Origin of the sequence: Brevundimonas naejangsanensis (assembly GCF_003627995.1) — a bacterium.
Taxonomy (GTDB): Bacteria; Pseudomonadota; Alphaproteobacteria; order Caulobacterales; family Caulobacteraceae; genus Brevundimonas; species Brevundimonas naejangsanensis_B.
This window is the reverse complement of sequence record NZ_CP032707.1, coordinates 2,128,219-2,140,777: the sequence shown is the minus strand read 5'-3', so window position 1 is coordinate 2,140,777 and position 12,559 is coordinate 2,128,219. Positions and strand designations below refer to the sequence as shown.

Below are 12,559 nucleotides of genomic sequence, written 5' to 3'. Positions count from 1 at the left end.
GGATTACTTCCTCTTGGCCTTCTTGTCCGCCGCGTGGCCCGGGAAGTTCCGGGTCGGGGCGAACTCGCCGAACTTCATGCCGACCATTTCTTCGGAGACCGACACCGGCACATGCTTCTGGCCGTTGTGGACACCGAACGTCAGACCGACGAACTGCGGCAGGATGGTGGAGCGGCGCGACCAGGTCTTGATCACGTCCTTGCGGCCCGACGATTGAGCGGCGTCGGCCTTCTTGAGCAGATACCCGTCGACAAACGGGCCTTTCCAGGAGGAGCGGGCCATTCTTAGCGAGCCTTCTTCACGTGACGGCTACGGATGATGAACTTGTCCGTGGCCTTGTTCTTGCGGGTACGGGTGCCCTTGGTGTCCTTGCCCCACGGCGTAACCGGGGTACGACCACCAGAGGTCCGGCCTTCACCACCACCATGCGGGTGATCGATCGGGTTCATGGCGACGCCGCGGACGTGCGGACGCCAGCCCATGTGACGCTTGCGGCCCGCCTTGCCCAGGTTCTGGTTCATGTGCTCGGGGTTCGACACGGCGCCGACAACGGCCATGCAGCCGTCCAGAACCATGCGAAGCTCGCCCGAGCCCAGACGGATCTGGGCGTAGCCCTGATCGCGGCCGACCAGCTGAGCGTAGGCGCCGGCCGAACGGGCCAGCTGAGCGCCCTTGCCCGGCTTCATCTCCACGTTGTGGATGATGGTGCCGACCGGCATCGAACGCAGGGGCATGGCGTTGCCCGGCTTCACGTCGACCTTTTCACCCGCGACGATGGTGTCGCCGGCGTGCAGGCGCTGCGGAGCGATGATGTAGGTCTTCTCGCCGTCCGGATAGACCACCAGGGCGATGAAGGCCGTGCGGTTCGGGTCGTATTCCAGACGCTCGACCGTGCCGACCACGTCGAACTTGCGACGCTTGAAGTCGATCTTGCGGTACAGGGTCTTGGCGCCGCCGCCGCGGAAGCGGACCGCGATGCGACCGCCCTGCCCGCGACCGCCCGACTTGGTCAGGCCTTCGGTCAGCGACTTCTCGGGACGGCCCTTGTGGAGCTCGGACCGATCGACCAGCACCAGGGCGCGGCGGCCCGGCGACGTCGGATTGTAGTGCTTCAGAGCCATGTTCTTAGAGCCCCGTCGTGACGTCGATCGACTGGCCTTCGGCCAGCGTCACGATCGCTTTCTTGATGTCCACGCGGCGACCGAGGATGCCCCGGAAGCGCTTGGTCTTGCCCTTTTGAACCAGGGTGTTGACCTTGAGGACGTTGACTTTGAACAGGCTTTCGACCGCAGCGGCGATCTCGTCCTTGGTCGCCGTGCCGGCGACGCGGAACACGACCTTGTTCTGCTCCGACAGGATCGTGGCCTTCTCGGTGATCACCGGAGCCAGGATGGTGTCGTAGTGCTTGGCGGTGGGTTGAGCGGCGGCCATTATGCGGCTTCCTTCTCAGCGAAGCGGGCCTCGATCGCCTCAACGGCGGCCTTGGTCAGCACCAGTTTGTCCGCCCGCAGGATGTCATAGACGTTCAGGCCGGCGTTCGGCAGCACGTCGATGTGCGGGATGTTGCGCGCGGCCAGGCCGAAGTTAGCGTCGACTTCCGGACCCGCGATGATCAGGGCCTTGGTCCAGCCCAGCTTGCCGAAGGTGTCGCGCAGGGCGGCCGTCTTCGGCTCCTTGACCGAGACGCTGTCGACGACGACCAGGTCGCCGGCCTTAACCTTGGACGACAGGGCGTGCTTCAGGGCCAGGGCGCGGACCTTCTTGGGCAGCGAGAAGCCGTGGTCGCGGACGACCGGGCCGAACGCCGGCGAACCGCCGACGAACTGGGGCGCACGACGCGAGCCGTGACGGGCGCCGCCCGTGCCCTTCTGCTTGTACATCTTCTTGCCCGTACGAGAGTTCTCGTTGCGGGTTTGAACCTTGTGGGTGCCGGCGCGGCGCTTGGCCAGCTGCCAGTTGACGTAACGGGCCAGCAGGTCGCCGCGGATGTCGGAGATGCCGAAGACGGCGTCCGACAGCTCAACGTCGCCAGCAGCCTTGCCGTCGAGTTTGATGACCGAGAGTTTCATTACGCTTCACCGCCTTCGGTCGCTTCCACGGCCGGAGCTTCTTCAGCCGGCGTCGAAGCGGGTTGAGCAGCGGCCGACTTCACGGCGCCCGGGAACGGGGCGTCCGCAGGGCGGGCCTTCTTGATGGCGTCGCTGATCTTGACGTAGGCGCCGTCGTGACCCGGGACAGCGCCCTTGATCAGGATCAGGCCACGCTCGGCGTCGACGCGGACGACGGTCAGGTTCTGGGTGGTGACGACTTCCTGGCCCAGGTGACCGGCCATCTTCTTACCCTTGAAGACGCGACCCGGATCCTGACGCTGGCCGGTCGAACCGTGCGAGCGGTGCGAAATCGACACGCCGTGCGACGCGCGCAGACCGCCGAAGTTCCAGCGCTTCATGGCGCCGGCAAAGCCCTTACCAATGGTATGGCCCTGGATGTCGACCTTCTGACCCGCGAGGAAGTGGTCGGCCGACAGTTCGGCGCCCACGTCCAGCAGGGCGTCTTCGCCCACGCGGAACTCGGTAACATAGGCCTTCGGCTCGACCTCGGCCTTCGCGAAAGCTTCGCGTTGAGCCTTGGCCGTGTTCTTGGCCTTCTTAACGCCAGCGCCCAGCTGAAGGGCGACGTAGCCGTCGCGCTCCTTGGTACGTTGGCCGACGACTTGGCAGCCGTCGAGCTGGAGCACAGTGACCGGAACGTGCGCGCCGTCATCGGCGAACACGCGGGTCATCCCCAGCTTCTTGGCGATCACGCCCGTGCGCATGTCGGATCCCGCCTCTTTCTTTCTTAGATCTTGATCTCGACGTCCACGCCGGCGGACAGGTCGAGCTTCATGAGCGCGTCCACGGTCTGCGGGGTGGGGTCGACGATGTCGAGCACGCGCTTGTGCGTGCGGATTTCAAACTGCTCGCGCGACTTCTTGTCGACGTGCGGCGAGCGGTTCACGGTGAACTTTTCGATCAGGGTCGGCAGCGGGATCGGACCACGAACGGTCGCCCCGGTGCGCTTGGCGGTGTTGACGATTTCGCGCGTCGAAAAGTCGAGGACGCGATGATCGAAGGCCTTGAGCCTGATGCGGATGCTTTGATCCATATCGGTTGTTATTCCCATGCGGCCGGAACCGCGTCCCTGTGAACCATTTCAAAGACCGAAGCCCTGGGGCAGAGCCCCCAGGAAACGCAAATCCGCAAAAACGAGCGGCCCACGCAGTCCCCCGCGAAGGCCGTAAAGTCCCAAGAAGCTGCAAAGAACAGTAACTTAGGTCGTCCCTGCGAACCGCGTCTGCACCCGAAAGTGCACAGCCGGTCCAACAAGAGGGGCGCTTATGCCCTCCGATTCCGTTTCCGTCAAGCGTGCAAATGCCCGCCCCGTCGGGGTTTGCGACTCCGCAGAGGCAACCGCCTTCGCCGCCGCCTCCCTGCCCCCGATTAACGACTGGGACCAGAAAGCGGCCACATGAACACGACGGAAAGGCGCCGCCGCAATCGCTGCCGAGGAATGACGCAGTTATGCCGCAATGCGTCGCATTTGGGCAACATCGATCCCCATGACGCCGAAGAATGACAAGTTTGTTACGGCAAAGGCGCGTTTTCCAACCTATCTCTCGCACATCCGCCGAGGAGCTCAGGCGCCGCGGCGGCAATCCATAAGGACAAGAAAATGAAAACCGTCTTTCTCGCTTCGGTCGCCGCCGCGACCCTGATCGCCGCTCCGGCCCTCGCTCAGAACGCCATCGGCTCGGTCGGCGTCGCCTACAACTACGCCGACGTCGAAGGCACGGACGTGAACCGCGCCGTGGTCGACGGCACGGTGGCCTCGCCGGTGTTCGGCGACTGGACCGTGACCTTCAACGCTGAAGGCGCCTACACGGACGTGGACGGCATGGGCGACGACACCACCCTGGCCGGGGCCGTGCACCTGACCAAGAAGATCGAAGACATGCGCTTCGGCGGCTTCGTCGGCGCTTCGGAAGTCCTGGGCGGCACCATGACCACCTTCGGCCTGGAAGGTCAGAAGTACCTGGACCGCGCCACCCTGACGGGCGTGGCCTCCTACGGCACCGTGCATGACGCCGACATCTGGACCGTGGCCGGCGACGCCGCCTTCTACGCCACGCCGCAGCTGCGCCTGAACGCCGGCGCTTCGTACTCGAACGCCGAGAACCTGTTCGTCGGCGGCGACGTCGAGGGCTGGGCCGCCGGCGTCGGCGCCGAGTACCAGTTCGCCAACTCGCCGTACTCGGTGTTCGGCGGCTACGACTACGTGAAGTCGTCGGACCTGGACATGGACGCCAACGTCTTCTCGATCGGCATGCGCTACAGCTTCGGCGGCGGTCTGCAAGCCCGCGACCAAGCCGGCGCCAACCTGGGCCGTTCGGCCGGCGTGGCCCAGCTGCTGGGCAACTAAGCCTCGTCTCGACGGCCTCGGCTGTCGTAACGACGAAGCCCCGGCGGAGCGATCCGCCGGGGCTTTTTCGTGGGCGCAGGCAGACATGAAAAAGGCCCGGGGGGTTCCACGCTCCCGGGCCTTCTCTCGTGGGATCGCGTCGGCGTCAGCGGCCGATCCGCAGAGTCCCCGAACCGACGACCGAGCGCGATACCCGGCCCGTAGCCTCGGCCACCTGCACGTCGCCCGAGCCGGCGATGGAGACAGAGACGTCGCCCGCCTGGCCGTCGAACCGCACGTCGCCCGAACCGCCGATGGAGACCGCCAGCCGCGAAGCCTGGCCGCCGCGAATCCGCACGTCGCCGGATCCGCCGATGGCGACCTTCGCATCGCCGTCCACCCGCGCCACGTCGATCGCGCCCGAACCGCCGACATTGGCCGCCAGAGCTCCCGTCGACCCGGCGTAGATCGAACCCGAACCGCCGACGGAGGCCGACAGCGTCTGCGAACTGCCCGCCCGGATCGAGCCCGAGCCCCCCACCGACAGATCGACAGCGCCCTCGACATTGGCCACCGTCCAGGCGCCGCAGCCTGCGTTGCCCAGATCGACCGAGCGCGCGCCCCGCCCGACCGCGCCGAACACCGCCCCGCTGCCGCTGACGTCGACATCGCGAGGCGTCCGCAGCACGATCAGCGGCGCGTCCTCCAGCCGGACCCAGCCGATGCGCCGGACCTGGGCCGAGGCCCCCTCGCCCGGCTGGCGCGCTTCGGCCGCCCCGCTGCGGCAGCTGCGGATCTCGTCGGCGCCGAAGCCGAAGCCGCGCGTCAGCCCCAGGCCGCCGTCGATGCGCACCTTGCCGCCGCGGCGATCGACCTGCAGTTGCGGCAGGCCGGACGTCCCCTGGGTGATCTCCACGGCCACGTCGGTCCGGTCTTCCGGAATCACGATGACTCGGGCCACGGCGTGGCGAATCTCGACATCCTGGGCCATGGCCGGCGCGGCCAGAACGGCCGATGCGGCCAGGACGGACAGGGCGGCGGCGGCGGATACAGCGGGCTTCATCACAAGCTTCCCCTAGGTTCGTTGTGAGAGGAAGCTGAGCGCCGCGAGGCCGAATGTCAGTTTAAATCGAGGTCATGAACCCCTTTTAACCTTGGCCCCCCGCAGGATCGACGCTCAGCCGCCCGGCGCCGTCCACGGCGCCGACATCGGGCTCGAAGTCCCGCTCGAACCCCTCCAGGCGGCTCTTCAGCGCGCCGGTCCGTTTCAGCAGCACCGACGCCGCCCAGCGCGCGGCCAGCTCCGCCTGCCCCATCCGGTCGGTCGAGCGCGGCGTCCCGCCCCGGCTGCGCAGCACGGCGTTGGTGTAGAGCGCGCCCCGCCTGAACCGCGAGGCCCAGGTCTGGAAATCCACCGACAGGGAGACGCAGAACCGATCCAGGTTCTCGACCCGATGCGGCGCGAAGAAGGGCCAGGTCAGCGCCTGGCCGGGCTCTAGGTCGATCGCCTGGGCGTCCTGCTCGAAGGCGCGGACGTAGGGAATTTCCTCAGTCGTCTGACGGGCGATCACCTGCTCCATGCTGCGTTCCGGCAGGTGGGCCTCGTCGCCGGGAAACACGAACAGCCGCTTGCGGCCGCGCAAGTGAAACAGGATCACCCCGGACGCGTCGAAGTGATAGGGCACGCGCGCCTTGGGCGAGGACAGGATCAGCTGGCCGTTGCGGCTGGCCGCCTTCAGTCCGGGATAGGCGTCGCCCATGACCCGGTCGAACTCGGCCATGGTCGCCCGCCACAGCTCGGGCCAGCCGCGCTCGACGTCGCGCATATTGACCCACAGGCGCCCCTGCTGGATCGCCTCCAGCAGCTGGCCGCCGTCCAACCGCCCCCGCGCGCCGGTGCGCAGGGAGACCTGGCCCTCGTCGTCGTAGTCATACAGATTGATGTCGAAGAGGTCGGCCGGATAGCGGTCCAGCACGGCGGCCAGCGCCGCGTCCTCGGCGAAACCCTGGGCGACCAGGCCGTGCGGATGCACCGCCGCCGCCGCGATCGGGCCGGGATAGCGCGTCCTGCGTTCAGTCATCGCCGATTTCCTTGTTCAAGCCTTGAGGGCGGCGCGGCCGCGCGCCTTGCCGAGGGCGGCCAGTCCGGCGCGTCCCGCGCCCTTCAGCCGCGCCAGCGGATGCGTCTCGCACGCCTCGATGACCGCCCAGCGGCGGCGCAGGCTGTCGCGGATTCGTCCCGCCCGGTCAGCGCCGACCGCCTGCGTCATCGCCGATCCCGCTGCGGTCAGAGCCGCGCCTAGGCCGGGCTGCCGCAGCGTGATCTCGGCCACGGGCGCGGTCCGATCGCTGAAGTGCTTCTTGTAGGCGTTGCCCCCGCCGACGCCGTAGTCGAACTCGCGATAGCCTCGCTCCGAGGCGATCCGGATCGTCTCCATGCTCAGCAATATGCCGGGCGCCCAGCGCGCCAGATCGGCCGAATAGGCCGGGAACCACATGTGGAAGGTGCGGCCTGCGTGCAGGGAATATTCCACGGCGCCGACCCGGCCGTCGACCCGCAGAACAGCCAGCGACCCGCCGAAGCCGTCCTCGCCGTCCGCGTCCATCAGGGCGTGCAGCACCTGGGCCGTCCAGCCGCAGGCGAAGATGTCGTGCCGCCCGGTGCGGACGTATTGCGCGCTCTTCTGGCGGATCAGTCCGTCCAGCAGGTCATGGTCGCGCAGCCCCACCTCGAACTCCACCGAACCGAAGGCCGCGTCCAGCCCACGCCGGGCGCGCTCCTTGTCCTTGAAGTATTTGGGGAAGGCTCGGCGGCGCGCGGCGTACCATGCGGCATAGCCCCCCTCGGCCACCTCCGAGAGTATGCTCTCGTCCCTCAGCGCGCCTGTCGGCGCTTGGCCGACCCAGGCGCTGACGGCGAACCTCCGCGCCTGCATCAACGCCGCGGCCTCGGCCAGGGTCGGCTTGGCCTCGCGCGGGCCGATCACCCCGTGATAGTCGCTCATCGGCGCCGCCAGGGGCTGGATCGTCGCCCCCCGCCTCTGATGTGGATAATAGCCGACAGTCTCGCCATCCCGCTTGAACACGGCAACGGCCGACCCCGGACTGAACCGTGCGGCAGACTGGGCGAACTCCACGCGAAAGTACGGGCTCGACAGGGCCGGATCCCCGCGCGCCCAATCGTTCCACTGCGCCTTTTCCTGTTCCGACAACTCGGCCAGGTCGCGCATTTCCGATGTCAAATGACCCGACATGGCTCTCCTCGCGGGCGGGCCCTGCAAAACCCGTTCCAGCGGCCATCCTGACCCATGTCGCGGTCCGGGAGAAGATCGGCGTGCGACGACCGACCCGCGACCGGCGAACCGGCCGCAAACCAAAACGGCCCCCCGGATCGCTCCGGGGGGCCGCATTGTTACGCTTTACTTTCGGCCTACCACCCTTGCGGGCGGCTCGAGGCCGGTACGCTTACGCTACTCTTACTGTCAAACCGGCGAGGGCCGAGGCTCTCGCCCATTCCAAACGTCGATTACTCGACGATCTTGGCCCCGGCGGGAGCGGAGGCTCCCGCCTAGCCCTTGGTCTCGCGTGGCGAAGATCGTCGATTACTCGACGATCTTGGCCACGACGCCGGCGCCGACGGTGCGGCCGCCTTCACGGATGGCGAAGCGCAGCTTCTCTTCCATGGCGATCGGGGTGATCAGCTCGACGTCCAGCTCGGCGTTGTCGCCCGGCATGATCATTTCCACGCCTTCCTTCAGCTTCACGATGCCGGTCACGTCGGTCGTGCGGAAGTAGAACTGCGGGCGGTAGTTCGTGAAGAACGGCGTGTGACGGCCGCCTTCTTCCTTGGTCAGGATGTAGGCCTCGGCCACGAACTTGGTATGCGGGGTGATCGAACCCGGCTTGCACAGCACCTGGCCGCGCTCGACGTCTTCACGCTTGGTGCCGCGCAGCAGCACGCCCACGTTGTCGCCGGCCTGGCCCTGGTCCAGCAGCTTGCGGAACATTTCGACGCCCGTGCAGGTCGTCTTCTGAACCGGACGGATGCCGACGATCTCGACTTCTTCACCGACCTTGACGATGCCGCGCTCGACGCGACCCGTGACGACGGTGCCGCGGCCCGAGATCGAGAACACGTCTTCGACCGGCATCAGGAACGGCATGTCGACCGGACGTTCCGGCTGCGGGATGTAGGCGTCGACCGCCGCCATCAGCTCCAGGATGCGCTCGGCGCCGATCTGCGGGTCACGGTCTTCGACCGCGGCCAGGGCCGAGCCCTTGATCACCGGAATGTCGTCGCCCGGGAACTGGTAGGACGACAGAAGTTCGCGAACTTCCATCTCGACCAGCTCGAGCAGCTCCTCGTCGTCGACCATGTCGACCTTGTTCAGGAACACCACCAGGGCCGGAACGCCGACCTGACGCGACAGCAGGATGTGCTCGCGGGTCTGCGGCATCGGGCCGTCAGCGGCCGAGCACACCAGGATCGCGCCGTCCATCTGAGCCGCGCCCGTGATCATGTTCTTCACGTAGTCGGCGTGGCCCGGGCAGTCGACGTGAGCGTAGTGACGGTTTTCCGTCTCATACTCGACGTGCGAGGTGTTGATGGTGATGCCGCGCGCCTTCTCTTCCGGCGCGTTGTCGATGTCGGCGTAGTTCATCGCCTTGCCGCCGCCGGCCTTCGACAGCGTCATCGAGATCGCCGCCGTCAGCGTCGTCTTGCCGTGGTCAACGTGGCCGATCGTGCCGATGTTGCAGTGCGGCTTGGTGCGTTCGAACTTTTCCTTGGCCATTCTCTAGCTCCTGGATTCCCCGAACCGGGGTCCAAATAGGTTTGGGGATAGGTGGGGCGATCTGCGCGCAAATCGCCCCGTTTTCAAGTGGGCCCGTCAGAAGCGACGGACTTAGGCGTACTTCTTGATCACTTCGTCGGCGACGTGTTGCGGCACCGCTTCGTAGTGGTCGTACTGCATGGTGAACTGGGCGCGGCCCTGAGACATGCCGCGCAGGGTGTTCACATAGCCGAACATGTTGGCCAGCGGCACGAAGGCGTGGACGACCACGGCGTTGCCGCGCATGTCCTGCCCCTGGATCATGCCGCGACGGCCGTTCAGGTCGCCGATGATCGAACCCAGGTACTCTTCCGGGGTCACGACCTCGACGGCCATGATCGGCTCGAGCAGCTTCGGCCCGCCCTTCTCACGCAGTTCGCGGAAGGCGGCGCGCGAAGCGATTTCGAACGCCAGCACCGAGGAGTCCACGTCGTGGAAGGCGCCGTCGATCAGGGTCGCCTTGACGTCGATGACGGGGAAGCCGGCCAGCAGGCCGTTTTCCTTGGCCGACTTCAGACCCTTTTCCACGCCCGGGATGTATTCCTTGGGCACGGCGCCGCCGACGATGGCCGACTCGAAGACGAAGTCCGAACCCGGCTCGCCCGGCTCGAACACCAGCTTGACGCGGGCGAACTGGCCCGTACCGCCGGTCTGCTTCTTGTGGGTGTAGTCGATCTCGACCTTGCGGCTGATCGATTCACGATAGGCGACCTGCGGGGCGCCGATGGTGGCTTCGACCTTGTAGGTGCGCTTCAGGATATCGATCTTGATGTCCAGGTGCAGCTCGCCCATGCCCTTCAGGATCGTCTGGCCCGACTCGTGGTCGGTCGAGACGGTGAAGGACGGGTCTTCACCAGCCAGCTTGGCCAGGGCGACGCCCAGCTTCTCCTGGTCGGCCTTGGTCTTGGGCTCGACGGCGATCTCGATCACCGGGGCCGGGAATTCCATCTTCTCGAGGATGACCGGCGACTTCAGCGGGTCGCACAGGGTGTCGCCGGTGCGGGTTTCCTTGAGGCCGGCCAGGGCCACGATGTCGCCAGCGTAGGCGATCTTGATGTCTTCGCGGTTGTTGGAGTGCATCTGCAGCATGCGGCCGACGCGCTCGCGTTTGTCACGCGACGAGTTCAGCAGCGACTGGCCGGTCTCCATCGTGCCCGAATAGACGCGGCAGAAGGTGATCGAGCCGACGAAGGGGTCGTCCATGATCTTGAACGCCAGGACCGACAGGGGCTCGTCGTCCGACGCCTTGCGCGAAACCGGCTCTTCCGTCTTGAAGTCGAGGCCCGGAATGGCCGGGATATCGACCGGCGACGGCAGGTAGTCGACGACGGCGTCCAGAAGGGGCTGCACGCCCTTGTTCTTGAAGGCCGAGCCGCACAGGATCGGGTAGAAAGCGCCGCTGATGACGGCCTTGCGGATGCAGCGCTTCAGCACTTCAACCGAGGGCTCTTCGCCGCCGAGGTAGGATTCCATGGCCTCGTCGTCGATCTCGACGGCGTTGTCGACCAGGTACTGGCGGGCCGCGGCGGCGGCGTCGGCCAGGTCGGCCGGGATGTCGCGCACGTCGGCGTTGGCGCCGACCTGATCGGTTTCCCAAACCAGGGCCTTCATCTCGACCAGGTCGATCACGCCCTTGAGGTTGGCCTCCGAGCCGATCGGCAGCTGGATCGGCACAGCCTTGGCGCCCAGGCGGTCGCGGATCGACTCCACCGACTTCTCGAAGTCGGCGCCGATCTTGTCCATCTTGTTGACGAAGACGATGCGCGGAACGTTGTACTTGTCAGCCTGGCGCCAGACGGTTTCCGTCTGCGGCTCGACGCCGGCGTTGCCGTCCAGCACGGTCACGGCGCCGTCGAGGACGCGCAGCGAACGCTCGACCTCGATGGTGAAGTCCACGTGGCCGGGGGTGTCGATGATGTTGAGGCGCTTCTCTTTCCAGAAGGCGGTCGTCGCGGCCGAGGTGATGGTGATGCCGCGTTCCTGCTCCTGGTCCATCCAGTCCATGGTGGCCGAGCCGTCGTGCGTCTCGCCCATCTTATGGTTCTTGCCGGTGTAGAACAGGATCCGCTCGGTCGTCGTCGTCTTGCCCGCGTCGATGTGGGCCATGATGCCGAAGTTGCGGTAGTCTTCGATTTTATGCGTGCGGGGCATTTGGGTTGCCTTCGGGTGCTTCGCGGACGCGAAGAGCGCCCTGGAGAGTATCGGATAGGTCGGCGCGGGCGACTGCGTATCAGCCACCCGCGCCGCGGATCGTCAGGTAATCACCGCCCCATACCCTCGAAAGGGGGACGGTTTTAAGACGGTTACCAGCGGTAGTGGCTGAAGGCGCGGTTGGCTTCGGCCATCTTGTGGGTGTCTTCGCGCTTCTTGACCGCGGTGCCGCGGTTGTTCGAGGCGTCCAGCAGCTCGGCGGCCAGCTTTTCCGTCATGGTGTTTTCGCCGCGGTTGCGAGCGGCGTTGACCAGCCAACGGATGGCCAGGGCGCGACGACGGTCCGGACGGACCTCGACCGGCACCTGATAGGTGGCGCCGCCGACGCGACGCGAACGAACTTCGACCGCCGGAGCGACGTTGTCCAGGGCGGCGTGGAAGGTCTCGACCGCGGTCTGCTCCTTCTTCTTTTCGGCCAGGATGTCGAAGGCGCCATAGACGATGTTCTCGGCGACGGCCTTCTTACCTTCGTACATGACGTAGTTCATGAACTTGGTGACCACCAGGTCTCCGAACTTCGGATCCGGCAGAACTTCACGCTTCTGGGCGCGGTGACGACGCGACATGGGTTATTCCCTTGAATTCTTGGTCTGGATCCCGGCCTGCGCCGGGATGATCTTTCACTTCGCTTCAGATCACTTCGGACGCTTGGCGCCGTAGTGCGAACGACGCTGCTTGCGGTCCTTGACGCCCTGGGTGTCGAGCACGCCGCGCAGAATGTGGTAGCGAACGCCGGGCAAGTCCTTCACGCGGCCGCCGCGGATCAGCACGACCGAGTGCTCCTGCAGGTTGTGGCCTTCGCCGGGGATGTAGCACACGGCTTCGACGCCGTTCTTGGCCAGACGGACCTTGGCGACCTTACGCAGAGCCGAGTTCGGCTTCTTCGGGGTCGTGGTGTAGACGCGGGTGCAGACGCCGCGGCGCTGGGGCGAACCCTCCAGGGCCGGGACCTTGTTGCGGACCGGTTTCGGCTTGCGGGGCTTGCGGATCAGCTGGTTGATCGTGGGCATTCGAATTCGTCTCTTTTCGATATGGAGGCGTGTGCCTTTCGGCCGGAGCGCCTCATGAGCCTTCTTTTG

At 66.3% G+C, this 12,559-nt stretch carries 14 protein-coding genes; 1 reads left to right on the top strand and 13 read right to left on the bottom strand.

Translation table 11 applies throughout. From position 1 onward, the window contains the following. Positions 1–3: 3 nt before the first annotated feature. From rpsS to rpsJ, 6 genes are read right to left on the bottom strand one after another with little or no spacing between them, the layout of a single operon-like run. Entirely contained in the window at positions 4–282 is a 279-nt protein-coding gene (rpsS, locus tag D8I30_RS10090; RefSeq protein WP_003164372.1) for a 30S ribosomal protein S19, read from the bottom strand. 2 nt (positions 283–284) lie between these two features. Next, entirely contained in the window at positions 285–1,121 is an 837-nt protein-coding gene (gene rplB, locus D8I30_RS10085; RefSeq protein ID WP_121482622.1) for a 50S ribosomal protein L2, read from the bottom strand. 4 nt (positions 1,122–1,125) lie between these two features. Next, entirely contained in the window at positions 1,126–1,431 is a 306-nt protein-coding gene (locus D8I30_RS10080; RefSeq protein WP_003164370.1) for a 50S ribosomal protein L23, read from the bottom strand. Then, positions 1,431–2,069 carry a 50S ribosomal protein L4 gene (gene rplD, locus D8I30_RS10075; protein WP_121482621.1) on the bottom strand — a complete coding sequence of 213 codons (639 nt, stop codon included), beginning with the start codon at positions 2,067–2,069 and terminating at the stop codon, positions 1,431–1,433. The genes D8I30_RS10080 and rplD overlap by 1 nt, the downstream gene beginning before the upstream one ends. Beyond that, positions 2,069–2,815, bottom strand: a complete 747-nt coding sequence (rplC, locus tag D8I30_RS10070) for a 50S ribosomal protein L3 (protein ID WP_121482620.1) — start codon at positions 2,813–2,815, stop codon at positions 2,069–2,071. The genes rplD and rplC overlap by 1 nt, the downstream gene beginning before the upstream one ends. 23 nt (positions 2,816–2,838) lie before the next feature. After that, positions 2,839–3,144 (bottom strand): 30S ribosomal protein S10, encoded by a 306-nt coding sequence (gene rpsJ / locus D8I30_RS10065; RefSeq protein ID WP_003164367.1) that lies wholly within the window; start codon positions 3,142–3,144, stop codon positions 2,839–2,841. A 567-nt stretch (positions 3,145–3,711) separates the two neighbouring features. On the opposite strand from rpsJ, the gene D8I30_RS10060 reads away from it, so the two are divergent. Then, entirely contained in the window at positions 3,712–4,458 is a 747-nt protein-coding gene (locus tag D8I30_RS10060; RefSeq protein WP_121482619.1) for a hypothetical protein, read from the top strand. A gap of 145 nt (positions 4,459–4,603) precedes the next feature. Here D8I30_RS10060 and D8I30_RS10055 read toward each other — a convergent pair whose 3' ends face one another. From D8I30_RS10055 to rpsL, 7 genes are all read right to left on the bottom strand, one after another. Then, a complete protein-coding gene (locus tag D8I30_RS10055; RefSeq protein WP_121482618.1) occupies positions 4,604–5,500 on the bottom strand; it encodes a GIN domain-containing protein in 897 nt (298 codons plus the stop codon). Between the two features lie 85 nt (positions 5,501–5,585). Next, positions 5,586–6,518 (bottom strand): cupin-like domain-containing protein, encoded by a 933-nt coding sequence (locus D8I30_RS10050; protein ID WP_121482617.1) that lies wholly within the window; start codon positions 6,516–6,518, stop codon positions 5,586–5,588. Positions 6,519–6,533: 15 nt separating this feature from the next. Continuing rightward, positions 6,534–7,691, bottom strand: a complete 1,158-nt coding sequence (locus D8I30_RS10045) for a GNAT family N-acetyltransferase (protein WP_121482616.1) — start codon at positions 7,689–7,691, stop codon at positions 6,534–6,536. Between the two features lie 348 nt (positions 7,692–8,039). Further along, a complete protein-coding gene (gene tuf, locus D8I30_RS10040) occupies positions 8,040–9,230 on the bottom strand; it encodes an elongation factor Tu (RefSeq protein WP_121482615.1) in 1,191 nt (396 codons plus the stop codon). 111 nt (positions 9,231–9,341) lie between these two features. Beyond that, a complete protein-coding gene (fusA, locus tag D8I30_RS10035) occupies positions 9,342–11,420 on the bottom strand; it encodes an elongation factor G (RefSeq protein WP_121482614.1) in 2,079 nt (692 codons plus the stop codon). A 152-nt stretch (positions 11,421–11,572) separates the two neighbouring features. Then, positions 11,573–12,046, bottom strand: a complete 474-nt coding sequence (gene rpsG, locus D8I30_RS10030) for a 30S ribosomal protein S7 (protein WP_121482613.1) — start codon at positions 12,044–12,046, stop codon at positions 11,573–11,575. Between the two features lie 69 nt (positions 12,047–12,115). After that, positions 12,116–12,490 carry a 30S ribosomal protein S12 gene (gene rpsL / locus D8I30_RS10025; protein WP_003165508.1) on the bottom strand — a complete coding sequence of 125 codons (375 nt, stop codon included), beginning with the start codon at positions 12,488–12,490 and terminating at the stop codon, positions 12,116–12,118. Between the last annotated feature and the right edge of the window lie 69 nt (positions 12,491–12,559).

What these genes read in the sequence shown, in the direction of transcription:
- rpsS (WP_003164372.1), bottom strand. Translation starts at nt 282, where the DNA reads ATGGCCCGCTCCTCCTGGAAAGGCCCGTTTGTCGACGGGTATCTGCTC.
- rplB (WP_121482622.1), bottom strand. Translation starts at nt 1,121, where the DNA reads ATGGCTCTGAAGCACTACAATCCGACGTCGCCGGGCCGCCGCGCCCTG.
- D8I30_RS10080 (WP_003164370.1), bottom strand. Translation starts at nt 1,431, where the DNA reads ATGGCCGCCGCTCAACCCACCGCCAAGCACTACGACACCATCCTGGCT.
- rplD (WP_121482621.1), bottom strand. Translation starts at nt 2,069, where the DNA reads ATGAAACTCTCGGTCATCAAACTCGACGGCAAGGCTGCTGGCGACGTT.
- rplC (WP_121482620.1), bottom strand. Translation starts at nt 2,815, where the DNA reads ATGCGCACGGGCGTGATCGCCAAGAAGCTGGGGATGACCCGCGTGTTC.
- rpsJ (WP_003164367.1), bottom strand. Translation starts at nt 3,144, where the DNA reads ATGGATCAAAGCATCCGCATCAGGCTCAAGGCCTTCGATCATCGCGTC.
- D8I30_RS10060 (WP_121482619.1), top strand. Translation starts at nt 3,712, where the DNA reads ATGAAAACCGTCTTTCTCGCTTCGGTCGCCGCCGCGACCCTGATCGCC.
- D8I30_RS10055 (WP_121482618.1), bottom strand. Translation starts at nt 5,500, where the DNA reads ATGAAGCCCGCTGTATCCGCCGCCGCCGCCCTGTCCGTCCTGGCCGCA.
- D8I30_RS10050 (WP_121482617.1), bottom strand. Translation starts at nt 6,518, where the DNA reads ATGACTGAACGCAGGACGCGCTATCCCGGCCCGATCGCGGCGGCGGCG.
- D8I30_RS10045 (WP_121482616.1), bottom strand. Translation starts at nt 7,691, where the DNA reads ATGTCGGGTCATTTGACATCGGAAATGCGCGACCTGGCCGAGTTGTCG.
- tuf (WP_121482615.1), bottom strand. Translation starts at nt 9,230, where the DNA reads ATGGCCAAGGAAAAGTTCGAACGCACCAAGCCGCACTGCAACATCGGC.
- fusA (WP_121482614.1), bottom strand. Translation starts at nt 11,420, where the DNA reads ATGCCCCGCACGCATAAAATCGAAGACTACCGCAACTTCGGCATCATG.
- rpsG (WP_121482613.1), bottom strand. Translation starts at nt 12,046, where the DNA reads ATGTCGCGTCGTCACCGCGCCCAGAAGCGTGAAGTTCTGCCGGATCCG.
- rpsL (WP_003165508.1), bottom strand. Translation starts at nt 12,490, where the DNA reads ATGCCCACGATCAACCAGCTGATCCGCAAGCCCCGCAAGCCGAAACCG.